Genomic DNA, 25,436 nt, shown 5'->3' on the forward strand with positions numbered 1-25,436 from the left:
AAATTTCACAGGTAAGTTTTAGTCACCTTACCTTTGCCTATTTCTTCTAAATAAGATTTGAGGAAGTTGTATACAGAGTTCACAACGCTTAGGAACTGAGAAGATTTCTAATACTACTTAAAACAAAAGACTTGGATAGCTTTTTAGCAGATTCTTCTAGAAGACTAGGTGCCATAGACTGCCAGTTCTTAAAAGCTTGGCGAGACGAAGGGTAAGATTCTTTATCAGCTAGCCCGTAGCCCATAATCTCAAAGCATTCTCTGTGATACCTATAAATTTTAGAGGCGAAGTCATATGTTAAAAAGTCTATATGGCTGTAAACCTTGCCTCGCCAATAATGAGCATTATTATCTTTTCTAAGATTTTCAAGCGTAAACTTGGCAATTGTTTCTTCGAGATTTCGCACAGGCTGAACAGATAAAGAATTAAAAAGCCGTCTCAACTCTACTGGTGTTTGACAAACCAGATTTTCATATCGAATAATAGCGGTGTCTTCTCTTCGCCACCAGGCCGGTGAAACATCTAACAAAGCTTTAGCTCTGTTGGATAAACACAGAAGTGTTGAAAGATAGCTCAACATACAAAGAATGGGGGCAGAATGTAGTATTCTAGCCCCCAACAAACAAAAACAATACGTAAGATGCTACTGTCATTTCCTGCACTTGTCAAATCGATACTCAAGCAGTTGTGCCCCCACAACTACCCTATTTTGAACTCTCGCTTGTTCTTTGAAATCTGGTTAACCTTCGTTTTAGACCAGAGCTTAACGAGCATGAGGAGCTTGTTCTATCGTCTCAACAAATCAGGAATCAAGGTTGACATTTCCACCTTTTCTAAAGCCTGCAAGACGCGACAGGATGAACACTTTTGTCGCATCTATACTGACCTTGTAGGACGGCTAAAACGAAAAAATACAGCGACAGCACAGATGCTGTTTCCAATTGACTCAACGGTCATCACGTTGACGAGCAAGCTGTTTTGGATGCAAGGCTATCATCAAGTCAAATTGCTCAGCGGGGTCAACTTAACACAGGGCAATCCCAGTGAATGTTTGATTCATTTTGGTCAGGGGCATGATGCGAAATTTGCTGACAGAGTAACAAGCATGATTCCCGAGGATGCTGTTGGCGTAATGGATAGAGGCTTTGCCAGTTGGGATTTCCTTGACCAATTAAGCCAGACTCAGACACACTTTGTTGTCCGCATCAAGAACACAATGAAGACTGAGTTGGAGCATGAGCGCTATCGAGTCGTTTGGTTTTGCGACTTGGAGAGTCAAACGGAGTTTCGGTTGGCAACGAATGTAGACCTGATGACGAATGAAGAGATTAGTGAAGTCTATCGCCATCGGTGGCAGATAGAAGTGTTGTGGAAGTTTCTAAAGATGCACTTGAAGCTAGATAAACTAATCTCTAAGAGTGTCAATGGAGTCACCATACAAATCTACATGGTATTGATTGCCTACTTGATTCTTCAATTGATAGAAATTCCAGAGTTTTATGGTCATCAGTTACTCGATAAGTTGCGCTATTTGCAACTTGAATTGAGTCGCCGCTGTTCAATCGTCCATTGGAGCCACGATCTGCTGCCTGAGACACTCGTAGGAGATTCATAGGGTCAAATGTAAAGTTTTATGTCTCAATTCAACACTTCTGATTCTGCCCCCATTCTTTGTATGTTGAGCTATCTTTCAACACTTCTGGCATAAGCCATGTTTAATCTAGAGTTTAGAATTAGTCAAAGATACTCTTCTAAAGAACCCTTTTATTGATTCTTTCAAATAAGATTCAAAAGAATTAAAATGCATCTTTCAATTTTGACCATGCTTTTTGAAGTATCCAGAACTTACTATTCTTCATTGTGGAAATAGTCACTCTCGCATTACTCAACCTGCGCTGAAATTCTTGAAGCTTCTCTTGGCTTTCTCGGAGCCTCTGACGAAGATTCTGAATTTTATTTTGCTGTCGCTCCAGCCTAAAAAAGTCTTGCTGCCTTGCACATTCTAAAGCTGCTAACCTGCTTTGACTACCCTCCAAATGATTCTCAACTTCCATAAGTCGGTTTTTAAGCCAAAGTAGCTCGTCCTGACTTGACTGTAAGTTACTTCTGAGGCTTTGTATCTCAGTTCTTGCTTGCGACAAATCATCACTCAGACTCTCATTCGTTTGCTCAATCTGAGTGATTTTAGCAGCCTTTTGCTGTGCTTCAAGATGAAGAAAAATAAGCCTTGGCGGCACTCGACACACCAAGCTACTTTCCTCATCATGCTCCGTGAGATACTGAAGCTCACTATCGACCCATGAGAGAAATTTTTGATTGCAGTGTCGCTCTTGTGCTTCTAGTTCAAGCGCTTGATTGTAAATTGGGATAGCCTGCTCCTGAATGATACGAATCGACTCTTCACTCAACTCTTCCTTGCCTGTGCCGGGCCTTCCTTTACGAAAAAATTCACCTTCAATACCGCCCTCTAGTTGAACTTTTTCAATAACCTCAGAATGTTTCGACTTCAATTTCTTAAACTCAAGATTTTGAGTTGCCCTTTGGCAGATCAACGGATCTGGATTAAGTCCAAGAAATTGATTAAGTCCCATTAGAGTTGGGACAGTCTGCTGATAAAGCGAATGATAAGAGACGAAATAAGATCCTTCGGGTTCTTCATGCTTAAAGCTAATGTAGCCTGAAAGATGATTGCAATAGTCTTGAAGGGCGTTTCTCCCACCCAAGCCCCTTCTGCCTTGGCAAAACTCGTCAATGGAAGGGATGTCATCACCAAAATATCTATAGGACAAGCACAGATGGTAATAAGAACAAAGAACGTCGTATGGATTTCTGAAAAGATACAAAGTTTTGAAATTTAGCCTAGGCGAATAGAGGTAATGGCTCATAATTAACCGGAAAGACAAGTTGAGCGGTGGCTCAACACCCCGCAAGTCTGTTTCATAGGCATTCAATGCAATCCAACGATAAACTTGCAATTCTTCTAGAGCTTCCTTATCAAAGCGCTTGCTATCGAATTTAGTGTCGTAAACGGTGTATGCGTTGGATTCAATGCCGTGTAGCTGCATCACTATGTCTGAAAATAGCAGCCTCGTCCAAGTACTCCCCGATCTAGGATACGAGGGAAACATAATATCCGTTGGCTTAAATAACTTAAGCTCGTCTTCAGTGATTTCAAACATGTCTTAATCAAAATCAAACGGTAAAACTTGGCACTGGTTCGCTAACGGGAGATGGATGGCTGAATGTTTTACTGGGGAAGTGCTTTCCTGATTTCAGGCTGAACTGATTAAAACCGTTGCTGCATATGGGTTCTGTCGGCTTGTCATCGCTTAAAAGACCAGTGCCTAAAACTTCTTTCCTCTTGGACGAGATAGCTTAGTTATGACTTAGAGCCGGATAACTATGCTGATGAGCATCTCAGCCAAACAGGTTGTATTTCAAAATGCAGTAAATGGCGCGGAAGCCGTCTTTCCAGCCGATTTTCTTGCCTTCTTTGTAGGTGCGGCCGTAATAGGAAATGCCCACCTCATAGATACGGCAGCCTGCTTTGGCGACCTTGGCGGTGATTTCTGGCTCAAAGCCAAAGCGGTTTTCCTGAATGCGGATAGACTGGATTACCTCGCGGCGAAAGGCTTTGTAGCAGGTTTCCATATCGCTGAGGTTGATATTGGTCAGCATATTCGACAGCAGCGTTAGGAACTTGTTGCCCACCATGTGCCAAAAGTAGACTACGCGGTGGGGGCGACCGCCCATAAAGCGAGAGCCAAACACCACATCGGCTTTGCCATTGAGAATCGGCTCTATCAACAGGGGAAACTCCTGGGGGTCATACTCCAGGTCGGCATCTTGCACAATGACGACATCGCCCGTTGCCGCCGCAAAGCCCGTCCGCAGGGCGGCTCCCTTGCCGCGATTTTTGGGGTGATAGAGCACCTGGTCTACGAGGGGAGCAATTTGGGATTGCAGCAATTCTCGCGTGCCGTCGGTGGAGCAGTCATCCACAATGATGATTTCGAGATCTTGGACGGGCGATCGCCTCACAGCCTCCACCACCTGCCCAATTGTTCCCAATTCGTTGTAGCAGGGCACCACAACCGAAAGTTTCATGCAGTTTGCCCTCCCTCCTCAAACACTTGACCCTGCTCTATGCAGACACGCTCATGCAGACACGCTCTTGTAGACAAGCTCTTGTAGACAAGCTAATTCAGGCAAGCTCATGCAGGCAAAACGCCCACTCGTCTGCAATTGAGTATCTGATTATAAGTACCATAAAGCGGGGACTTGGTGTTGCTAAATTTTGCACGATTAGGTTCAGAGCGGCAGACTGGAGGGCGATCGCGCTTCGTCGCTCAGCAAAACACCTCTCGGGCGATCGGGTCTATGGTTAAGTTTAAAGATATCCGCCAAAATCTTTTCAGGCTGCCCGCCTTTCACAAAACAGGCTTACCAACAATGCAAACTATCCAAATTCAGCTTCCTGATAGTGTCTTTTCGGCACTCCGCAAAGCGCCAGACGAGTTTGTACAAGAAATGCGGGTGGCGGCGGCGGTGAAGTGGTACGAACTGGGTGAAATTTCTCAGGGCAAAGCCGCTGAAATTGCTGGACTCTCCCGGTCAGGATTCATTGATGCACTGGGTCGATACAGGGTTTCGGTGTTGCAGTATTCTTCCAAAGAACTAGCAGAGGAGCTAGCGGATGCCAGTTGATCGGGTGGTTGTCAATGCATCACCACCGCTCATTGTTCTATTTAGAAGTGGACAGACCGATCTGCTCCCCCAACTGTTTCATGAAATTATGGTGCCCCGTGCCGTTTGGGACGAGGTGACTATTTCTAAAAACGATCTTGCCGCCCAGCAATTACCCAATGCGAACTGGATCAAGCTGGCTGAGGTGTCGATAGAACCTGCGATCGCTGCTTGGGATTTGGGGGTTGGAGAATCGGCAGTCCCAAGCTTTGCAATGCAAAGTCCTATTCATTACGCTGTGGTAGACGATGCTGCTGCTCGACGTTGCGCCCGCAGTTTGGGTATTAAGACACTGGGCACTGGAGGTGTCATGCTTCTGGCAAAGCAGCGAGGGATTATCTCATCGGTGGGCGATCGCCTAACTCGCCTTCAAGATGCAGGGCTATGGCTATCTGAAGACGTGATCCTCTTGTTAAGACGACAAGCTGGTGAACAATGACCCCTTGCAAGAGGAAGGGCGATCGCGCTTCGTCGCTCAGCAAAACACCTCTCGGGCGATCGCCAAAAAAGCATCTGCTTGGGCAATTAGCATCTGAGCGTCTTGTTTCGAGAGATTAGGATAAATGTCGTAATCGGCACGAGTACGAAGGGCTTGGGCATCAATCAACTGGCGGTGTAAATCGAGCGGCACTTTTCCTGGGCGAGCGAGATACTGACCAAAGGCGCTAATCACAGCAGCGTGGCTAGAGAAAGAGAGTCCCTCTTTGTCTAATAGCGCCTCAGCAACGTAAAACAGGGCATAGTACGCACGGGAAACAGCAAAATCGTAGAACCCCTGCTCCATCAGATTTTGGGATGCTTCCAGGCTGCGCTGTGCCTTATCCAGCAAGGCTTGCTGCTCCGGAGTCATATCACAATGCCCTCAGCGCGAATATTTCGCAGAAGAGGAGAACTTTCGGCTTTGTATCGCGAGGTAGCCATGAACAGGCGAGAAATCAGCAAGTTGTGATCTAGACAAAGCTGAGCCACAAACGGGCTTGTTTTGTGAAGCTCTTCGGATTCATCAATGGGATCGTGTAGCACAATCAAGATATCCACATCCGAGCCAGGATGTGCTGTACCTGTTGCATAAGAACCAAACAACACCAGGCGATCAAAACGCTCTTGATAAAGCTGCTGGAGGTAGATACGCAAACGCAGCAGAATTTCCATCAGCACCGGCTGAGTAGCTCTAGGAACGTGGACTGATGGAGGCGCGTTGGAAGCGGCAGATTCGCTCATGGTCTTATTCGATTTTTTTCTGAACAAGCAACCTTCTAGCAGAAACAGACGGCGATCGCCACTGGTGCAGTCGTGCGGCCCATTGCCGATTTCTCAGCGTGCCGATTTCCCAGCGTGCTGATTTCTCAGCGTGCCGATTTCTCAGAATGCAAACCGAGCCAAACGCCTCAGCGCATATCATAGCCAAACAGATTGGGGTCTACCTCTTCCAGATTCAGGTCAGCGAGGCCATATTCAGCCCAGCGGCGCGACACCAAATCCGCCGTGTCGGGGTCGGGTTCTAGCTGCTTACCCCAGGGGCGATCGCTCTCTGGGTAGATCTTGGTGGTCGCGTCGATGCCCATTTTGCTGCCCAGGCCCGGGCGCTCGGTGGCAAAGTCCAGCGAGTCGAAGGGGTTATCCGGCAGAATAAACACATCCCGCGCTGGGTCTACCTTTGACGTGATCGACCAGACCACCTGGCGCGGATCGCGGACATTGATATCTTTGTCCACCACCACCACAAATTTCGTATAGCTAAACTGCGGCAGCGCACTCCAAAACGCCAGCGCCGCCCGCCGCGCCTGCCCCGGATAGGACTTGTCAATCGACAGCACGGCCACCTTATAGCTCAAGCCCTCCATCGGCAAGAAAAAGTCCACAATTTCCGGCACCTGCTGGCGCAGAATGGGCGTGTAGATCCGGTTCAGCGCCAGTGCCATCATCGCGTCTTCCTTGGGCGGGCGACCGCTGAAGGCAGTGAGGTAAATCGGATTTTTGCGATGGGTGATGCAGTGGAAGCGGATCAGCGGGCCGTTGGGGTTGGCAGGGCCGTAGTAGCCCATGTGGTCGCCTGCGGGGCCGTCCATCGCCACCTCACCAGGGGTAATCGTACCCTCCAGCACAAATTCTGAATCGGCGGGCACTTCCAAGTCCACCGTCTTGCATTTGGCCAGATGCACGCCGCCGCCGCCGTAGAGACCAGCAAAGAGCCACTCCGACATGTCGATGGGCAAGGGGGTCGCGGCCGCCATCACGAGCATCGGGTCTACCCCAAGGGCGATCGCCACCTCCAGCGTTTCGCCCCGCTCGGCCGCCTTCCGCAAATGCCGCGTTGCGCCGCGCACCGAGAGCCACTGCACCGTCATCGTGTTTTTGGATTGCAACTGGAGGCGATATACGCCCACGTTCACAATCTTATTTTCGGGGTCTTTGGTAATCATCAGCCCCAGCGTGATCACCTTGCCCGCGTCGCCCGGATACACCCGCAGCAGTGGCAGCTTAGTCAGATCTACCTCGTCGCCCTTCAGCACCACCTGCTGACACGGCGGCAAAAGCTCGCGCATGGGCTTGGCCTTCACCACGTCAAACAGGGCCTTGCCCAGGTCAACCGCCTGAGAAATCTTCTTGGGCGGGCGGGGTTGATACAGCAGGGCCAGCTTTTTGCCCAGCGCTTCCAGTTCTTCGGGCTGCTCCATGTTCATCGCCCAACAGACGCGCTGCACCGTGCCCATCACGTTCACCGCAACGGGATACTCAGCCCCCTTCACGTTTTCAAACAGCAGGGCCGGGCCGCCGCTTTGCAGCAGGCGATTGGCAATTTCGGCAATTTCCAGTTCGGGATCAACCAGCGCCGTAATGCGCCGCAACTGCCCCCGCTGCTCTAGCTGGTTCAAAAATCCCCGCAGATCTCGCGCCATGATGAAGAACTGTAACGTGTCTCTTCTCATTATCAACGAGATCGGGGCAGTCGGTTTTCGGTGCAGAGATCCGTACCCAGAGAAACCAGAAACGCAAACCGAGCGACCTGTAGCCCTCTGATATCCCCAGAAGGCTCTTGGGGCAAGCGTTTAGCCAATTCTGAACATCGCCATGAACATCAACCCCTGCGGCACGACCTGCGGCACTCTCTCTCAAGTTCGGTCGGATTGTTTGGATGCTCAGACTGAAGAATTAAGCCGTCAGCTTTGCACCCTGCTGCGAATGGAATCTGCCAGAAGCGGCAGGCCATGGGTTCCCTTCTCGCACCTTGCAGAACTGTATCACCAGCACTACGGCCGGGCCTTGGTGCAGCAGTTTCAGCGGGCGGGCTATCCAGATTCGGGGCTATTTTGGCGAAGCCATCGGCAGGTGTTTTCCACCTACGCGACACCCGTGCCGGAAAATCCCTACGTGGCTGAGTTTGCAGCGGTGAACCCGGTTCAGGATTTTCGTCGAGGCTCTCAGGGCGATCGCCCCCACGCCCGTCGTCGCCGCCGCCCCTCTGCTCAAGCTGGTCGCAAGCTTTCGTAATCCCCCGTTAGAAATACTGCATCGACCAAGGGTTTACTCTTGCCGATGCAGTGCTAAACGAAAGATGTTCCCAGCGCCTCTGTCAGTCAGCATCCAGTCAGCATTATGAGCGGCGACTATTGACCCACCTAACGGTAGCTAGCAATAGACGGCACAACTCGGCTACAGTTGCCAAACTGCCAGGAATTCATGAGCGTATGCAGGTCTTCCTTGCCGCGAGTACTCCCTCCATCTCCAAGTATCGTTGAGGATAGTGGGTTATTCAAAAAGCTGTATACCGCTGGGGCGTGTTCCATAAAGGGCTGGACATCGGCCAGGCATTGACCCATCAGTTGGGTTGTGGTGCGCGTCTGTTCCAGTTGATTGCCCAAAGACCAGCGGGCCTGCTGGCTTTCCGCCAGACTGCGCTGGGTTGCATCTAGCTGACTGCTTAGGCTTTTCACCTGCTGATTCGCATCGTAAAGCCGATCATTAAGCGTTTGTGCTTGTTTTTTCGACTCTTCTAACGCCAGCTTTGTATCGTAGAGTTCGTCGTTCTTCTGTTTGCCGTAATCCTTCGCGCTTTGCAGTTCTGTTTTCGTGCTGTCCAGCGCCTCAGCCGCCTCCTTGAGCTGATGATTCAGGTCAGCAACTTTGCCTTCTATGCCAGAAAAGGCAAGGCGCTGTCCGTAGTAGCGATATTCCTGAAGGCCGTATACGGCGGAACCAACGCACAGCGCAATCAGCGAAGACAGCAAAATTGGGCGTAGATGAGCGTCTTTGAAAAAAGTAGGATGGAAATCTGTGTGCAGTGTCATGGTAGACACCCTCCTCCTGATCAGCGATCAGGTTCCCTGGTAGAAGCCTTGCGGATAGAGAGTTTGAAGCGTTTTCTATAGGCTTTGGCTTACACCTTGATCCTACCTCTGATAAGCAGAATTGCTCAGCAGGCGCAATTTTTCTTAAGCAGAGCTTATGTACTAAGCCGCTTCTGTAGCAGTTATCTGTACAAGTTATCTACACAAATTATCTGTGCAAGTTAAAAGCGATCGCCCTCCCTAGCAAGTTCAAGCAAGTTCAAACAATTTCAAACAAGTTCAAACAGAGAACTCAAGAAGAGAGGCGATCGCCCAATTCTGACAAAATCCGGCTTCGCTCGACCTAGCCAAACGCCGCCGCGCTGCGGGTGGGCATTTCCTGCTCATCGTCGATCGTCAGCTTGTGGGGCTTGCAGCGCTTGATGCTGAGCTTGATTCCCTGTGCGCCTTCTTGCACTAGATCTTCGACGTAGCCGCCCTTGTGTTGTTCTGCTTCCGTTGCACTGGCGAACGGGCCGAAGTAGTAGGTGCAGCGGGGCGAGTCAGTCACAATTTCCACCCACCAGGCTGCACCCACCGTTTGCAAGATTGATGTCCAGGTTTCTTTCATAAGGCGTTGGGATGTAAGTCTTTGGCTTAAACTGTAGGGTTCTCTTTAGGAAAATTCAATATTTATTACAATCCTTTATGAACCAGCTTCAGCAAAATAAGGCATCCTATGAGCCAGTCTGTTCAGGGGGCTAAGCTCCCATCCCCTTCAATCCCTAAGACTCCTAGCTCAAGTTTTGTCCCGCCTACAGCATCCCTTGAAATCTGCCCTCCAGATCGTATTGTGTGTGACGTTTAGGCAAAAATTCTGATCACTCCGGGTTTCACTCTATATTTTGCCTCTGCGTTTTTTTCTGCATTGTTTGGGGCATATTTTCTGTTTCGGGGGGCAGCTACATACCTAGGTCGTGAATCACTTGGCGATCGCCGGACTGAGCGAAAGCGTATTCGTCCAGCGCTGACGATACACCTCATACAGCGCCATACCCGCGGCCACCGAGGCATTCAGGCTGGCTGTTTTGCCCCGCAGCGGAATCGACACCAGCACATCGCAACTGCGCTGCGTCAGCATGTTTAGCCCGTCACCTTCCGAGCCGACCACCAGCACCGTCGCCTTGTGAAACGTGACCGTGTTGATCGACTGCCCCGCTTCTGCGTCGGTGCCGTAAATCCAGAACCCTTCGGCTTTCAACTCTTCGAGCGCTCGTCCCAGATTAACCACGCGGGCGATCGCCAGGTTTTCCAATGCACCCGCTGCGACTTTCATCACCGTTGAGGTCACACCGACCGAGCGGCGCTGGGGGATCACGATGCCCTGAGCGCCCAGCGCTTCGGCCGTGCGAATAATTGCGCCCAGGTTGTGGGGATCGGTGATGCCGTCCACTGCCACCAGCACGGGCTGTTCGGTTGCGGCTTTGGCCTGGGCAATCAGGTCGCCCAATTCCAGATATTCATAGGGAGCAACCTGCGCCACGATGCCCTGATGCGTTGCGCCGTGGGTCAGATGGTCGAGCCGTCGATTGTCTACCTCATCGATGACGGCTCCGTTGCTCTTGGCTTTTTGCAGCAGCGTATGGAAGCGGGGATCGTAGCGCAGGCGCGGCGTGACCCAGATGCGGTTGAGCTGGCGATCGCCCTCCAGGGCCGCCACCAGCGTATGGCGACCATAGATCAAATCGGGGCTGGCTTCTTCGGATTCATGCAGTTCACTGCCGAGGCTCTCCGTGGCCCCATAGCGGGCTTCCGAAACGTCCCTAAAGTTCCTCGGCTGGGATGCGCCGCGATCGCTCTCCCAGGCTGATCGGGGCGGTTTGCGGCCGGGGCGATCGCTCCCGTCTCTGTCTGGCGCAGCGGCCGGGCGGCGGGAAATAGGTCGAACTTGGTCACCGGAAAGGCAGACGGGCCGGTCTGGGCTAAATTTGGCTTTGGCGGGTTTGTCTGCATCACTGCGACGACGGGCAGGGCGATCGCCCGCTGATTGCTCTGGCCGCCTCTGATCCGACGGTCTGGCGCTGTAGGAGTCTCTGGCAGGACGATCGGGGCGATCGCCCGAAAACTTTCTGCCCGCAGGTTTGCCGTAGCGATCGCCAGAAGGCTTTCGACCCGGAGATCCGTCACCATAGCGATCGCCCCGATCGTCGCCTGCTGCCCACTCACTAGAGTAGCGATCGCCCGCCGACTTTCCGCCCGCCGACTTTCCGCCTGCCGACTTTCCGCCCGAAAACTTTCGCCCGCCCCCGCCTGCACGCGGCTTGCCCGGTCGAGATGAACCCTGTCCTTTGCGCGGGGACGACCCCCGGTTTGAGTCGCGGTTTTGAGCAGCCATGAGTCTCCTTCCCTGACGTAGTCGTAGTGTCTAAATGTCTAAGACGCGCCGGGCAGTAAAACCGTCAGCATCTCCGGGTTTCTAGCATAGCGGAGCCAGCCCCAAATTGGGGGAAAACCAACACGATTCCCTGACCAAAGATTTCTTGCGATTTCGTTGCAGTTTCTTAAGCGAGCAGAGGGCAAATTGCAACGGATCTATACAGGTCTCTCAGGCTTTTTCACCGCCTCTCTCACCGCTTTCTTCTGGCGGGGGGTTCAAGTTTTGGAGGGGCTGCATCTGTGCTAGCAACTCCTGCAATCGCCCCGGATTGCTGAGATACAGATATCCCAGCAGCGTTTCTAGACCTGTGGCCTGACGATAAATTTCAGCATCCACCCGCCGGGGACCTCGCTGAGCCGCATTGCGCCCTCGCCGCACAATGTCTTGCTCCTGTTCGGTGAGATGGATAGAGAGCGATCGCACTTGGGCGGCCTGGCTTTCGGCCCGCACCTGCTCCACGACTTGCCGATGATAGTCTTGAATGCGTTTGGGCGGCAGCAGGCAGGCTATCCGTACATGCAGTTCGTACACGGCATCGCCCACATAGGCCAATGCCGCCGGAGAGAGCCGCTGGAGGTCTTGCTCCCGGAATCCCTTCTCAGCGGGGCACGACCCGGCCGCATCAAGACCGCTTGGCATTCTCCAGCGCCGCCTCGACGTTAGGCTGAATCTTGAAAAACTGCTCCAAACGCACCATCTTGATCGTTTGCATGACGCGGGAGTTGGCAATCAGTTGCAGCTTGCCATTTGCCTGCTGCACTTTCTTGGCCACCTGCACCAGCGCTCCAATGCCAGAGCTATCAATAAAGTCAATCTGGGACATGTCGAGGATGATGCTAGATGGTCCCTCCTCTACATATTTATCGACGACCTTGCGGAAGGTGGGTTCAGAAAACGCATCGAGAAGCCCCGCGAGGCGGAAGATCTGGCTGTTGTCTCGCACCTCCCGAGTGCCGCGCAGGCTCACCGTTAAAGTAAGTGTCTCAGGAATAAGAACCTCCCCGCTGGCGTTCAACTCAGCGCTGTGTCTGGGTAAGTGAATCGAGGCTTAAGTATACTCCAAAGTGAATTTGTGGCCAATAGAACTTTTAGCCGCATGAGCCGCGCTGTCTATAATCTGCAATCTGCGCCGATACGCCGATGAGTCGATACGCCGATGCCGATACGCCGATAAGGAATGGGGATTTAGCTTGGGTATTTGGGGTGGGGGCGATCGCCCCAAATACACCTTCAACACACGCTGCTAAAAGGCGCGAATGAACGGGGCAAATTGAGTATTCCATCAACTCGAAATCAACTCGACATCAACTCGAAACCCCAAACAGGGGATGGTTGTTTTTGGGCGATCGCCCCTACAGCAAAAGACCGTCAAGCAATTAGAGGATGTTTAAAAAGTCCTACTGTTTGTAGCAAAGCGTGCAAGATCCCCTTAAATCCCCCTTAAAAAGGGGGACTTTAAGGCGGTTTCCCCCCTTTTTAAGGGGGGCTAAGGGGGAATCTCTGAGTGCTTAACATGACAGGCGATACCTTTTCAAACACCCTCTTAGAACCCTTACGTTGATTGAGCAGCCATCCATATTTTTCGGCTAATCAATCGGCCGATCAATCAGATTTCCTGAAAAGAACTTCAGGACAGTTTTTCGGCTTTTTCACCTTCGGGTGCGCCCTTGATCTTTACAGGAATTCCCTCGGTCATGAAGTGCTTAATTAGATCGGCAAACTCTTCTTCCTTGGTTTTTTCCTTTTTCTTCTCAGCAGGCTTGTTGAACAAGAATGAACACGCAAATGCAAACCCAATAAAGATCCACTCTGCACCTGTCATAGATATGGAGATCCAAATTCAACAAAATATTAGAAACATGGCTCAGGCAAAGTAAAAACCTGAGCCTGCGGAACCTTTTCCAATTACAAGATGGTCTCGATTCCACGCCAAAGCTCTTGCACCGGAAGGCTTTCACGGAGAGACGCTAGACCGAAAAGCACTAACTTCAGACGGGAGCTAGAGCATGGGGGCTAGAGCGTTGCAAAATACAAAAACAGTTCCAAAGACGGCAATTAGCTACGATCAGAACAGTCAAAATCCTGCTTCAAAACTCAGATCTTTTAAAGATGAAGTATGACCTTGGATTTCAGCCTGCCAGACTCTCGATCATTCTAAGACCGTATTTTCCGAATAAACCTTAAGAACTGCACTAGAACATCAACCCGCCCCTAAGTTGATGCCCTCAATTAAATTTCGTTCCTGAATCTTTAAAAGTTGCCCCTGCCTTCAGAGTAAACCGATTCTTAAGAAAATTTCCCAAGAAATGTTTCCAATAAATATAGCGGGCTGGAAGCGGATAGCATCCATTCTAAGCACAAAATTTTAAAAATCAAGAGAAAAACGAAAAAGCCCTTAATCGTACCGCTTTTTTTCGCGCCCTAGAAGAGGGGAAAGGGCCTCGATTGCAGACGGCGGGCTGAGTTTGCAATTCCTCTTGCACTTCCTGACGAAAGCGCTTTGCCAACTGGCGTTTGCTCTCTGTAGCCAAATGATGGAATCAGGCCAGTTCCCTGAGCAGTGCTGCTGTAGCGGCAGGCGTTACCAGCGTATTGGCACAGAGAATCCCCGACGCAGCGACCGCCGGAACCCCGATCCCTGGCAGGGTGCTGTCGCCGACGCGGTAGAGGCCGCGAATGGGCGTGTGGGTGCTGGGAAACAGGCCCTGATGGGCGGCGATCGCCGGGCCATAGGTACCCCGATGGCGGCGCAGGTAGCGGGCGTGGGTGAGCGGTGTGCCAATGCGTTCTAGCACGAGGCGATCGCGCACATCGGGAATGACCCGCTCTAGCGCCCGATAAAGCGGCTCTGCCCGTTCTCGCTTGCGGGCTTCGTAGGTTTCATCGCGCTGCCAGCCGTCGTAGGGTTCCAGCGTGTAGGCATGGACGACGTGATGACCTGACGGCGCGAGGCTGGCATCCCACACCGAGGGAATCGAGATCATGCAGGTGTGGCCCGGCGCAGCCAGGTCGTAGCGCTCGACCGGATCTTGCACCACGACATGATGCCCAGTGAGTCCCTCTAGCCCGTCGGCGCGGATGCCCAGGTGCAGGTGCATAAAGCTGTCTACAGCGGGGGTTTCCAGAGCGCTCTGACGATAGTCCCCAGGCAAATCACCGGGCTTGAGCAGGTGCGTGTAGGTGTCCCAGAGGGTGGCGTTGGAAATGACGATCTTCGCGGCGATCGCCTCGCCTGACCGCAGCCGCACACCCACCGCCTGCCCGTTTTCTACCAAAATTTGCTCCACATGGGCATTCAGCCGCAGCGTGCCGCCCCATTTCTCCAGCCCGCGCACGAGGGCTTGCACGATCGCCCCACTGCCGCCCAGCGGATAGTCCACCACAGAATTTGTGCGTTCGCCAAACATAAACGCCATCTCTGGCGCGACCGTTCCCGCCGCAGGCAGCCCCGACAGCAAGAAGCATTCCAGGTCTACCAGCCGCCGCACCCACGGATCGCGCACGGTTTCATCCAGCAGATCACCCGCCGAGGACTGGAGCGATCGCACCTGGGGCAGCAGCTTGAGCAGCGCCCAAGGATAGCGGCTGAGCAAAAACGGCACCAGTTGCCAGTCTGCCCGCAGCGCCAGGGTGGGGATATCGCGCAGTCCGTCGTAAATCTGGAGAAACCGCTGTTCTAGCTGGGCCAGTTCCCGCGCACCCTGGGGCGTGATGTCGGCTACGGCAGCCCGATAGCGATCGCCCTGGCAATAGACCGGAAACGTGCCCTCTGGAAAGTGGTAGTGGCCCAGCGGATCGTAGGGCACAGCGGCGACTGATTCACCCAGCACATCCAGCACTTGCTTGAGCGGATTGAGCGATCGCCCGTCACTCAGTCCGCAATAGAAGGAGGGGCCTGAATCAAAATGAAAACCGCGCTGCGAAAAGCTGTGGGCCGCGCCGCCCGGAATCGCGTGGCTTTCGCACACCAGCACCCGCCGCCCATATCGCGCCAGCAGCGCCGCCGCCGTCAGCCCGCCGATGCCGCTGCCAATCACCACAATGTCGTAAGGGGATTCGTAGGGGTAAGAAGCCGTTGGGCTATTGGGTGAATCCACAAACTAAAATCCTCTGAACGGTTTCGGATGAATATTTCGGATGGATATTTCGGATTCAGGCTTGATCGATATTTCAACAGCAAACTGCGCTAAATTAACGAAGCCAAACTTACAAAGCCTTGCTGCAACTTTGATCATACCGTTTGAAGAACTGATGCATGGGGGGCATTAGGCGGTTGAGAATCGCAAGTTTCAGTCTCTTCCTGCACCGCCAGCCAGCGTAGGAGGGCGATCGCAAAATCGCAAAAATAGACCGGAAAATACGGAGAAAGGGCGATCGCTTCCTGATGGGAAAATAGCCCAATTTGGGTACGATGTGTGCGGATCTTCCTCAATTCAGCGGTTTGCTGCTGCGCCCAAACCCAAGCGCCGCGTTCGATTTAGCCTCAGTCGGTCGTCTACCCAGCCCATTGCGAGCAACCTGCCATGTCATCTGTAAACTTCGTCGGCTCCGAGTTTCCCATCAACACGATTACAACAGGCAGTCAGAGTACGTCACTACTCACCGCTGAGGCATTCTCGACGAGGGCGATCGCAGTAGACGGCAGCGGCGGGTTTGTGGTGGTGTGGACGGGGCCAGACGGCGGTGGCTCAAACACAGGAATTTACGCCAGACGGTTCGATAGTGCGGGTGTGGCGCAGAGTTTGTTCGATGCGGCCTCCAGTTCCCTAGTCAGCACGGATGCCCGCATTAATACGACAACAGCTAATATCCAGCGACTTGCCAGCGTTGCAGCGGATGCCGACGGCAACTTTATCGTGGTGTGGGAAAGCATCCAAGACCCGGTAACGGGTGATTCAGGCGTTTATGCTCAGCGCTTTGATAAAGATGGCAACCGCATCGGTGGCGAAACCCAGATTCACACTAACGTCCTAGGCGAACAGACCGAGGTCAGCGTGGCGATGGCTCCCACGGGCGAGTTCGTGGTTACTTGGACTAGCGATGTAGGCGATGGGGACGGCACTGGAGTTTTCGTCCGGCGATTCAACAGCGTAGGTGTAGCGCAGCCAATTGATCCGCCGACGGGGCCCGCCAGCACCAACGATGTCCAGGTCAACACCACAACAGATCTGAACCAGCGTTTTTCTAACGTGGCAATCGCCCCCGACGGCAGCTTTGTCGTCACTTGGTCGAGCGTTTTGCAGGATGGCGACGGCTATGGCGTATACGCCCAGAGGTTCAGCAGCACGGGCGCACGAGTCGGCCCGGAATTCCCCGTCAATACCACCACTGCCAGCAATCAGCAAAATTCCCATGTGGCGATCGCCCCTGATGGCAACTTTGTCATTACCTGGTCGAGCGAAAACCAGGACGGCTCTAGCTGGGGCGTGTATGCTCGCCTGTTTGACAGCAATGGCGACCCGCTGACGGGCGAAATCCTTGTCAACCAGTTCACCACGGGCGAGCAGCGTTATTCCACGGTGGCAATGGATAGCGACGGCAACTTTGTCGTCACCTGGCAAAGCTTTAGCCAGCCTTCTGAAACCGTGACGACTACGGGCATTGTGGCGCGGCGCTTCAGCAGAACGGGCACTCCCCTGGGTGACGAGTTTCTGGTCAACACCACCACCCCAGGCGATCAGCGCTTCCCTGCCGTTGGTGTTGCTCCCAGCGGCAATTTTGTCGTCGTTTGGACGGGGCCAGATGCTAACGGCACCGGTGTCTATGGACAGCGGTTTTCGCCGCCGACCAGCACCGCGCCGACCGATATCCTGCTAACGCCTGCTAGTTTTCCAGAAAACTCCCCGCTGGATACCGTCATTGGGAATCTCTCTGCCATCGACCCGGATGGAGATATCGTCACCAATTTTGAACTGATCGATTCAGTCAATTTCCCGGACAACGCTAGTTTTGAAATTCAAACTGGGCCCGGCGGGCCGATTTTGGTGCTGCGGGCGGCGGCAGATTTTGAGACAAAGAACAGCTACACCATCAAAATTCGGGCAACCGATCCAAACGGATTGAGCTACGAAAAAGAAGTGGTGGTGGCGGTTACGAATGTCAATGAAGCTCCCACTGCCATTAATCTCGATCCGCAGTCTGTGGATGAAAACGTGCCCATTGGCACAGAAGTTGGTATCTTCACAACCATTGATCCCGATTTTGTTGACACCCACACCTACACGCTCGTTTCTGGCACAGGCGACACCGACAACGCCAGCTTCACGATTGTCGGCAATCAACTCCGGCTGAACGTTTCACCCGACTTTGAAACCAAGAACAGCTACACCATCCGCGTCCGCACCACTGACAGCGGCAACTTGTTCTTCGAGCAGTCGTTCACCATCACCATCAACGACATCGACGAAACGCTGCCCAACCAGGCCCCAACGGCGATCGCCCTTAGCCCCACCAACGTCGATGAAAACGTCCCGGTCGGAACCACCGTCGGCACATTCACGACCACCGACCCAGACACGGGCGACACCCACACCTACACGCTCGTTTCCGGGACAGGCGACACCGACAACGCCAGCTTCACGATTGTCGGCAATCAACTCCGGCTGAACGTTTCCCCCGACTTTGAAACGAAAGATAGCTACACCATCCGCGTCCGCACCACTGACAGCGGCAACTTGTTCTTCGAGCAGTCGTTCACCATCACCATCAACGACATCGACGAAACGCCCCCCAACCAGGCCCCAACGGCGATCGCCCTTAGCCCCACCAACGTCGATGAAAACGTCCCCATTGGAACCACCGTCGGCACATTCACAACCACCGACCCAGACACAGGCGACACCCACACCTACACGCTCGTTTCCGGCACAGGCGACACCGACAACGCCAGTTTCACGATTGTCGGCAACCAACTCCGGCTGAACGTTTCCCCTGACTTTGAAACCAAGAACAGCTATACGATTCGCGTCCGAACGACTGACAGCGGCAACCTCTTCTTCGAGCAAGTCTTTACGATTACCATCAACGACATCGACGAAACGCTGCCCAACCAGGCCCCAACGGCGATCGCCCTCACGCCAACCAACGTCGATGAGAACGTCCCGGTCGGAACCACCGTCGGCACATTCACGACCACCGACCCAGACACAGGCGACACCCACACCTACACGCTCGTTTCAGGGACAGGCGACACCGACAACGCCAGCTTCACGATTGTCGGCAACCAACTCCGGCTGAACGTTTCCCCCGACTTTGAAACGAAAGATAGCTACACCATCCGCGTCCGCACCACCGACAGCGGCAACTTGTTCTTCGAGCAGTCGTTCACCATCACCATCAACGATCTGCCAGAAGGGCCGCCACCGCCCGTCAATCAAGCACCCACGGCGATCGCCCTTAGCCCCACCAACGTCGATGAAAACGTCCCGGTCGGAACCACCGTCGGCACATTCACAACCACCGACCCAGACACGGGCGACACCCACACCTACACGCTCGTTTCCGGCACAGGCGACACCGACAACGCCAGCTTCACGATTGTCGGCAACCAACTCCGGCTGAACGTTTCACCCGACTTTGAAACCAAGAACAGCTACACGATTCGCGTCCGCTCCACCGACAGCGGCAATCTCTTCTTCGAGCAAGTCTTTACGATTACCATCAACGACATCGACGAAACGCCCCCCAACCAGGCCCCAACGGCGATCGCCCTCAGCGCCACCAGCGTCGATGAAAACGTCCCGGTCGGAACCACCGTCGGCACATTCACGACCACCGACCCAGACACGGGCGACACCCACACCTACACGCTCGTTTCTGGCACAGGCGACACCGACAACGCCAGCTTTACGATTGTCGGCAACCAACTCCGGCTGAACGTTTCCCCTGACTTTGAAACCAAGAACAGCTACACCATCCGCGTCCGCACCACTGACAGCGGCAATCTCTTCTTCGAGCAGTCGTTTACGATTACTATCAATGATCTGCTAGAAGGGCCGCCGCCCCCTGTCAATCAAGCACCCACGGCGATCGCCCTCACGCCGACCAACGTCGATGAAAACGTCCCGGTCGGAACCACCGTCGGCACATTCACAACCACCGACCCAGACACAGGCGACACCCACACCTACACGCTCGTTTCCGGCACAGGCGACACCGACAACGCCAGTTTCACGATTGTCGGCAACCAACTCCGGCTGAACGTTTCACCCGACTTTGAAACCAAGAACAGCTACACCATCCGCGTCCGCACCACCGACAGCGGCAATCTCTTCTTCGAGCAGTCGTTCACGATTACTATCAACGATCTGCCCGAACTTCCACCCGTTGTTAATCAGCCGCCGACAGACATTGCCCTCAGCAGCCTCAGCGTTTTAGAAAACGTTCCGGCGAACACAATCATCGGCCGGTTCGACAGTTCCGATCCGGATCATTCCAGCGGGTTTACCTATACGCTGGTCAGCGGCGCAGGCAGTACGGACAATGCTGCGTTTCTGATTGAGGGCGATCGCCTCCGCATTCGGTCTTCGCCCGACTTTGAAACAAAACGCTCCTACAGCATCCGCGTCCGCACCACCGACCCCAGCGGCGGCAGCTTTGAAAAAGTATTTATCATCAGCGTGCTGGATGTGGATGAAACGCCACCCAATGTTTCAGCCTCAATCGTGGTTGACCTAAATGGCACGGCTGCGGGAATCGACTTCAGCATTGGTGCGCCGACGGTTGCGTCGATCAAAGTTGCCGCGCCAAACGCCACCATTACCAAAACCAGCCCCACTAACCTGACCCAGCTCGTGGTCAACCTGACCAATCCAATTAATGGAGCCAGTGAGCGCCTGATCGCCGATGTCAGCGGCACTAACCTGCGAACCAACTATGATCCCACAGGCGTACTCACGATCTGGGGCAGCGCTCCTGCCTCGGTCTATCAGCAAGTTTTACGCACCGTCACCTACGAAAACTCGGCGGCTGTCCCCAACACATCGACTCGGACGATTTTTGCCGCTGCCTCCGACGGGCAAACCTTTAGCCCCATTGCCCGCACCACACTGAATTTTGTGGGGCTGCGGCAGGTCGATGGCACGGATGGGGACGATGTGCTGGTGACCACGCCAAACACCGACCTGCTTTCGGGCCGAGCCGGAAACGATATCGTCCGGTCTACACTGGCGAACTTGCGGCAGCAGGACGTGATTCGCGGTGGGCCGGGGGTAGATACCTTTGTGCTGACGGATGGCACGGGCACGATCACCGTCAATGTCGGCAATTTCAATAGCCAGCTTCCTGACGTTTCTCCGGGTACGCTGGTCACCGAGTTTGAAGTCTTTGATCTGAGCGGGTTCCGGGGCAATGCGCTGATGATTGGCGCAGATAATTTTGATGATTATCTGGTGGGCGGCATTGGCAACGACACGCTGGATGGCGGCACGGGTAACGATACACTCATTGGCGGACTGGGCAATGATGTCTACATTGTCAGGAGTCCAGCAGACACGATCATTGAACGCCCCAACGAAGGCAACGATACGGTGCAAGCCGCCGTGAACTATACGCTGCCGGATCACGTTGAGAATTTGGTGCTGATTGATAACGCCAGAACCGGCACGGGCAACGCGCAGAACAACCGCATCACGGGTAACGCGCTGAGAAACCTGCTGCGAGGCGGCGCAGGGAACGATACGCTGCTGGGGCTGGCCGGTGCGGATACCCTGCTGGGAGAGGAAGGCAACGACCTGCTGGATGGTGGACGTGGCCGGAATATCCTGACAGGCGGACAGGGACGAGATACGTTTGTGTTTGGCGTGGGCAGGGGGCTGGGTCGCAGCATCGTGACAGACTTCAATCTGCGTCAAGATCGGCTTCTGGTGCGGGGGACGGGGCTATCAGCCGGACGAATCGATGCCGCCCAGTTTATCCGGGGGACAAGCGCCCGTCGCCAGAGCGATCGCTTCATTTACGATGCCGCTACGGGTCGCCTGTTCTTTGACCCCGACGGCACGGGCAGCCAGCGTCAGGTGTTGATTGGCACGCTGAGCAATCGACCGTCGCTGGGCGCAGGGAATATTATTGTGGGGTAGGTTTGCATAGCCCATTGCATTCGCATTATGGAGCGAGGTATAGCCATGACCCACACCCTTGCTGAACCGGAGGTTTATCAGGGACAGTTTGGTGAGTTCACGATTACGAAGGGCGATCGCCTGGGGGTCGTCCTATATCGGGCGGCGCTGATGGTGGCGGCGCTATGTTTTGCAGCAGGCACAGGGCTGGTGCTGGGGCGCGGCGACGACCCGACGGTGCTGCGGTGGCTGAGTCCGCTATACACGCTGTTTTCGCTGGCGCTGGGCGCGAGTCTGCTGCTGATTCACATTTATATGAAGCCACTACATCGGGCGCTCCAGGCGTTTTGGCTGGTGGGGGCGATCGCGGCGATCGCCGTTGCCCACCTGTATCCAGAGCCATTCGTGCAGTCGGTCTATCTGCACCCGCAAACCCTTCTGGGCGTGGGGTTTACCTTTGCTGCGCTGACGGGCATTTTCTTCAAAGAAGCGTTTTGTTTTAACCGTCTGGAAACGAAACTGCTCACGCCCCTGGTGCCGCTGCTGCTGCTGGGTCACCTGGCGGGGGTATTGTCGCCGGGCATCGAGAGCAAGCTGCTATTGGTTTGGGCGATCTTGATGCTAATCTTTGCGGTGCGGAAGTGTGTCCAGGCAATCCCGCCGGATATCGGCGACAAGAGCGTGTTTGAATACCTCCGGCGGGAAAGCCAGGCCGCTAAATCAGCCGATCTATAAGCTGACAAATCAGCATGATCGGGTGAGCCTAAGGAACTGAGTAGACGACAAAGTCCGCAAAATCAGCATGAACCGAGCGCGGCGTTGCCCAGGAGGGGTCTTCTCCGCCAAAGAAGGTAGAAAACAGGATGCCGTCGATCTGAAGCTGTGGCACAGTGCGGAACGTCACACCCCGCTGATCCAAAACCTGACGACCGTTGAACCAGACACGGATGCGGCCATTCGCCTGACCGGGCGTATTCAGCGTCACTTCCTGATCGATGCGATGCCAAACGCCCGTGCTAAAGCGCCAGTTGCCCCGCCCAATCGAGGTGCCATAGCCCCGGCTGGTTGGCAAATAGGCATAGACTTCCCCCGCGCCGTTTTGCCGCCACATAAATCGGGTTGAGAACCCATCGGTGCCATTGGGAATGCTGCCACCCGTATTGCCTCTGCCACCATAGAGTCCGGGCAGTTTGCCGCCGCGCACAAAGCTGAAATTGCTGGAAAACCGCACAGCATAGCTGAGCCGCACTGCTTCCTGGGGGCCAATGGGCAGGCGAGCGAAGAACTGGCTGCCGCCCAGGGGCACGTTATATCGGCTCACGGCTCCGGGGCTGATTGAACCCTGGGGATAGTGGACGCGCAAGAACTGGGGATGAGTACCGCCCCGTTCGCTTGCGATTTGTCGATTTTGCGGGCCAAAGCCGCCGCGCGTCTGCACGCCCCAGCGCTGTTCCCAGCCTTGTCCAAAGTTGCCGCGCCACAAAACTCGCGATTGAGTCGTCGCACGGCTGAGCAAAGTAGGGTGGGAGGATTCTGCTGACGGTGCAACGTTAGTGAGATTGGCTGTAGCAGAAACCGCAAGCGGCGTGTATGAGCAGCTTGTGGCCGCCGCTAGCAGGGCGATCGCCCACCGTGGAAATCTTGCCTGAACTTGTGTCATGGTTTATCAATCCAGCAACGACTTTCATTGAAGAAGTTGAGTAGGGTCAGCGGCCAGGCGCGGACGCTCAACTTCTCGAACTCTTTTACAAATGATTTGAAATCTTTACAGGCAAGTTTCTGTGAAGATGTCGAGAGAAGACTTGGAGGCTCCGGGGTTTAGGAGGGATCGATTCTCGATTTCGGATTTGCGATTTGGCTTGCCAGTCAAGGGGCTGCGGGGCTTCCCGCAGTTTCCCCTGTAGCGTCGAATTGATATCAGAACTCGAAACTCTCGCAGTTCCAAGCCCCCTCGCGCCTGCATTGCAGAGCAACAATCCTCAACTTTCGCCATCGCAAGCTTTTACAGTTTGTAACGTTTGCATTGAGCCGGGGAGCCAACACACGCCGTAGACTTGATGAATGCATGGCACTTGGCTTCTGGCTGTGCCTGCTTCCAGCCTTATATCCAGCTTCATCCTTCATACACAGGTCTTTTTTAAGAACTATGTTTCCCATTCAGCGTCCTCGTCGTCTCCGCAGTCATCCCCAGTTGCGCCGCATGGTCAGCGAAACGGTGCTGAACACCAGCGACCTGATCTATCCGCTGTTTGCGGTGCCGGGGGAGGGAATTGCGACCGAGGTGCGGTCGATGCCGGGGGTGTACCAACTGTCGATCGACAAAATCGTAGAGGAAGCAAAGGAAGTCTACGACTTGGGCATTCCTGCCATTATTCTGTTTGGCATTCCCGCCGACAAGGACACCGACGCGACGGGGGCATGGCACGATCACGGCATTGTGCAACTGGCGGCAACGGCAGTGAAGGAAGCCGTGCCCGACCTGATTGTGATTGTCGATACCTGCCTGTGTGAATACACCTCCCACGGGCATTGCGGCTATCTAGAGGTGGGCGACCTGACGGGGCGCGTGCTGAACGACCCAACACTGGAGCTACTCAAGAAAACCGCCGTCTCGCAGGCAAAGGCAGGAGCGGATATCATCGCGCCGTCGGGGATGATGGACGGCTTTGTCAAGGCGATCCGCGAGGGGCTAGACGAAGGCGGGTTTCAAGATATTCCGATTCTGTCCTACGCGGCGAAGTATGCGTCGGCGTATTATGGCCCGTTCCGCGATGCGGCCGAGTCGGCTCCGCAATTTGGCGATCGCCGCACCTATCAGATGGACCCTGGCAATCGCCGCGAAGCCCTGAAGGAAATTGAGCTAGACATTGCCGAAGGGGCAGATATGCTGATGGTCAAACCTGCGCTGTCCTATATGGACATCATCTGGCAGGTCAAGCAGGCATCCAACCTGCCTGTCGCGGCGTATAACGTTTCAGGCGAGTACGCTATGATCAAGGCAGCGGCTCTCAACGGCTGGATTGACGAGCAGCGCGTCGTTTTGGAAACGCTCACGAGTTTTAAGCGTGCTGGGGCAGATTTAATTCTGACTTACCACGCGAAAGATGCCGCCCGCTGGCTGGCTTCTGGCTCGTAGCGTCTGCCCTTTAACCATTCACCTTCCCAATCCTGACCTTCCTGGCCCTCTACCCAGGTTGCTCTAGCACGGGTTTTCTTCGGCATCATCGCTCGGCTTCTGTTACGGTTCGACGTTTGCTTCGGAGACTTGAAAGCTGGGGTGCTTCGCTTTGCCAGGGTGCCAGTTTAGTTCAGATATCGTTTAGGTCTGAATAGGCGCTTTAAGCGCTGATTTTCGGCATTTAGTTCAGCAGGATTTCAAGTAGGCGCTTGTTTTCGTGAAGCAGGCGCAGGAATACTTGTAATCCTGACTAGATGGCCTAGAATTGATAATATTCTGTAGGCATAAAACTCTAAGTGGACAGAATCTCAACTGTCCTGTCTGCTGATCAAGGGCATAAGTTTGCCAGGGTGCAGAGGAGATTTTGAGTAGCCTGTAGATGTTACCTTGCGGAGCGATCGCCACAAGCCCCCTGTATCGACGGGCGATCGCCCAATTTGCTCTCAACCCAAGCCTCTACGGTTGATTTTTGCTACTTTTTCCTGATGGATGGAAACTCCCTTTGTAGGGAGGATTTTAGGAATTCCATCCTTCTGTCTGGTTTTCGGCCAGGCTAGTCTTCAGTCAGACAAGTCTTCAGCCGAAAGGTAGCAAGCAGAAGTTGGCCCAGCAGAAGGTGGCAAGGCGCTCAACACCGCATCTACAGTTCACCGGTTCGAGGATTGCTGCTCACAGATGATGATCACAAATTGCTGAACTGATATTGCTGAACTGATGTAGAAACGGGTCTTTTTAGAAACTGGTCTTTTATT

Annotated in this window: 21 protein-coding genes; 7 read left to right on the top strand and 14 right to left on the bottom strand. The window is 53.8% G+C overall.

From position 1 onward, the window contains the following. Nucleotides 1-88: 88 nt before the first annotated feature. Nucleotides 89-580 carry a hypothetical protein gene (locus HNI00_RS17325; RefSeq protein WP_316787908.1) on the bottom strand — a complete coding sequence of 164 codons (492 nt, stop codon included), beginning with the start codon at nucleotides 578-580 and terminating at the stop codon, nucleotides 89-91. Between the two features lie 60 nt (nucleotides 581-640). Here HNI00_RS17325 and HNI00_RS17330 point away from each other — a divergent pair, with 60 nt between their 5' ends. Further along, nucleotides 641-1,615, top strand: coding sequence for a transposase (locus HNI00_RS17330; RefSeq protein ID WP_316787910.1), 975 nt, complete (start codon nucleotides 641-643; stop codon nucleotides 1,613-1,615). A gap of 181 nt (nucleotides 1,616-1,796) precedes the next feature. Here the strand turns inward: HNI00_RS17330 and HNI00_RS17335 are convergent, their stop codons facing one another. Together HNI00_RS17335 and HNI00_RS17340 are read right to left on the bottom strand one after the other, a co-directional pair. Next, complete coding sequence (locus tag HNI00_RS17335) at nucleotides 1,797-3,179, bottom strand: sulfotransferase domain-containing protein (protein WP_316787912.1); 1,383 nt, start codon at nucleotides 3,177-3,179, stop codon at nucleotides 1,797-1,799. 238 nt (nucleotides 3,180-3,417) lie between these two features. Next, nucleotides 3,418-4,107 (bottom strand): glycosyltransferase family 2 protein, encoded by a 690-nt coding sequence (locus HNI00_RS17340; protein ID WP_316787914.1) that lies wholly within the window; start codon nucleotides 4,105-4,107, stop codon nucleotides 3,418-3,420. Between the two features lie 345 nt (nucleotides 4,108-4,452). On the opposite strand from HNI00_RS17340, the gene HNI00_RS17345 reads away from it, so the two are divergent. Continuing rightward, entirely contained in the window at nucleotides 4,453-4,707 is a 255-nt protein-coding gene (locus HNI00_RS17345) for a UPF0175 family protein (protein ID WP_316787916.1), read from the top strand. Beyond that, nucleotides 4,697-5,185: a PIN domain-containing protein gene (locus HNI00_RS17350; protein ID WP_316787918.1), complete on the top strand. Its 489-nt coding sequence runs from the start codon at nucleotides 4,697-4,699 to the stop codon at nucleotides 5,183-5,185. The genes HNI00_RS17345 and HNI00_RS17350 overlap by 11 nt, the downstream gene beginning before the upstream one ends. 36 nt (nucleotides 5,186-5,221) lie before the next feature. Here the strand turns inward: HNI00_RS17350 and HNI00_RS17355 are convergent, their stop codons facing one another. From HNI00_RS17355 to HNI00_RS17365, 3 genes are all read right to left on the bottom strand, one after another. Continuing rightward, complete coding sequence (locus HNI00_RS17355) at nucleotides 5,222-5,596, bottom strand: HEPN domain-containing protein (RefSeq protein WP_316787920.1); 375 nt, start codon at nucleotides 5,594-5,596, stop codon at nucleotides 5,222-5,224. Further along, nucleotides 5,593-5,967, bottom strand: coding sequence for a nucleotidyltransferase domain-containing protein (locus tag HNI00_RS17360; protein WP_316787922.1), 375 nt, complete (start codon nucleotides 5,965-5,967; stop codon nucleotides 5,593-5,595). Before HNI00_RS17360 ends, HNI00_RS17355 begins: the two co-directional genes overlap by 4 nt. Nucleotides 5,968-6,134: 167 nt before the next feature. Continuing rightward, entirely contained in the window at nucleotides 6,135-7,646 is a 1,512-nt protein-coding gene (locus tag HNI00_RS17365; protein ID WP_316787924.1) for a UbiD family decarboxylase, read from the bottom strand. A gap of 172 nt (nucleotides 7,647-7,818) precedes the next feature. On the opposite strand from HNI00_RS17365, the gene HNI00_RS17370 reads away from it, so the two are divergent. Then, nucleotides 7,819-8,238, top strand: a complete 420-nt coding sequence (locus tag HNI00_RS17370; protein ID WP_316787926.1) for a hypothetical protein — start codon at nucleotides 7,819-7,821, stop codon at nucleotides 8,236-8,238. Between the two features lie 128 nt (nucleotides 8,239-8,366). Here the strand turns inward: HNI00_RS17370 and HNI00_RS17375 are convergent, their stop codons facing one another. The 7 genes from HNI00_RS17375 to HNI00_RS17405 all read right to left on the bottom strand — a co-directional run bounded on the left by HNI00_RS17375 (nucleotide 8,367) and on the right by HNI00_RS17405 (nucleotide 15,548). Next, nucleotides 8,367-9,035, bottom strand: coding sequence for a hypothetical protein (locus HNI00_RS17375; protein WP_316787928.1), 669 nt, complete (start codon nucleotides 9,033-9,035; stop codon nucleotides 8,367-8,369). A 343-nt stretch (nucleotides 9,036-9,378) separates the two neighbouring features. Further along, the gene (locus HNI00_RS17380) at nucleotides 9,379-9,645 is read right to left on the bottom strand and encodes a DUF1816 domain-containing protein (RefSeq protein WP_172356790.1); all 267 of its coding nucleotides are present in this window, start codon (nucleotides 9,643-9,645) and stop codon (nucleotides 9,379-9,381) included. A 351-nt stretch (nucleotides 9,646-9,996) separates the two neighbouring features. Next, a complete protein-coding gene (gene rlmB, locus HNI00_RS17385) occupies nucleotides 9,997-10,953 on the bottom strand; it encodes a 23S rRNA (guanosine(2251)-2'-O)-methyltransferase RlmB (RefSeq protein WP_420156384.1) in 957 nt (318 codons plus the stop codon). 666 nt (nucleotides 10,954-11,619) lie between these two features. Further along, nucleotides 11,620-12,090, bottom strand: a complete 471-nt coding sequence (locus tag HNI00_RS17390) for a Mini-ribonuclease 3 (RefSeq protein ID WP_316787932.1) — start codon at nucleotides 12,088-12,090, stop codon at nucleotides 11,620-11,622. Further along, nucleotides 12,074-12,418, bottom strand: coding sequence for an STAS domain-containing protein (locus tag HNI00_RS17395; protein ID WP_316787934.1), 345 nt, complete (start codon nucleotides 12,416-12,418; stop codon nucleotides 12,074-12,076). The genes HNI00_RS17390 and HNI00_RS17395 overlap by 17 nt, the downstream gene beginning before the upstream one ends. A gap of 660 nt (nucleotides 12,419-13,078) precedes the next feature. After that, complete coding sequence (locus tag HNI00_RS17400; protein WP_316787936.1) at nucleotides 13,079-13,273, bottom strand: hypothetical protein; 195 nt, start codon at nucleotides 13,271-13,273, stop codon at nucleotides 13,079-13,081. Nucleotides 13,274-13,991: 718 nt separating this feature from the next. Then, nucleotides 13,992-15,548, bottom strand: a complete 1,557-nt coding sequence (locus HNI00_RS17405; protein WP_316787938.1) for a phytoene desaturase family protein — start codon at nucleotides 15,546-15,548, stop codon at nucleotides 13,992-13,994. Between the two features lie 426 nt (nucleotides 15,549-15,974). Here HNI00_RS17405 and HNI00_RS17410 point away from each other — a divergent pair, with 426 nt between their 5' ends. Both HNI00_RS17410 and HNI00_RS17415 read left to right on the top strand, forming a co-directional pair. After that, a complete protein-coding gene (locus HNI00_RS17410; RefSeq protein ID WP_316787940.1) occupies nucleotides 15,975-21,527 on the top strand; it encodes a cadherin domain-containing protein in 5,553 nt (1,850 codons plus the stop codon). A gap of 45 nt (nucleotides 21,528-21,572) precedes the next feature. After that, nucleotides 21,573-22,241, top strand: a complete 669-nt coding sequence (locus HNI00_RS17415) for a DUF2301 domain-containing membrane protein (RefSeq protein WP_316787942.1) — start codon at nucleotides 21,573-21,575, stop codon at nucleotides 22,239-22,241. Nucleotides 22,242-22,269: 28 nt separating this feature from the next. Here HNI00_RS17415 and HNI00_RS17420 read toward each other — a convergent pair whose 3' ends face one another. Beyond that, on the bottom strand, nucleotides 22,270-23,166 hold the full coding sequence (locus HNI00_RS17420) for a polysaccharide lyase (RefSeq protein WP_316787944.1): 897 nt from the start codon (nucleotides 23,164-23,166) through the stop codon (nucleotides 22,270-22,272). A gap of 486 nt (nucleotides 23,167-23,652) precedes the next feature. Between HNI00_RS17420 and hemB the strand changes: the two genes are divergently transcribed. Next, on the top strand, nucleotides 23,653-24,642 hold the full coding sequence (gene hemB, locus HNI00_RS17425; RefSeq protein ID WP_297080417.1) for a porphobilinogen synthase: 990 nt from the start codon (nucleotides 23,653-23,655) through the stop codon (nucleotides 24,640-24,642). The last annotated feature ends 794 nt before the right edge of the window (nucleotides 24,643-25,436 follow it).

The sequence above is a fragment of the Thermoleptolyngbya oregonensis NK1-22 genome (assembly GCF_032705245.1).
Taxonomy (GTDB): domain Bacteria; phylum Cyanobacteriota; class Cyanobacteriia; order Elainellales; family Elainellaceae; genus Thermoleptolyngbya; species Thermoleptolyngbya sichuanensis.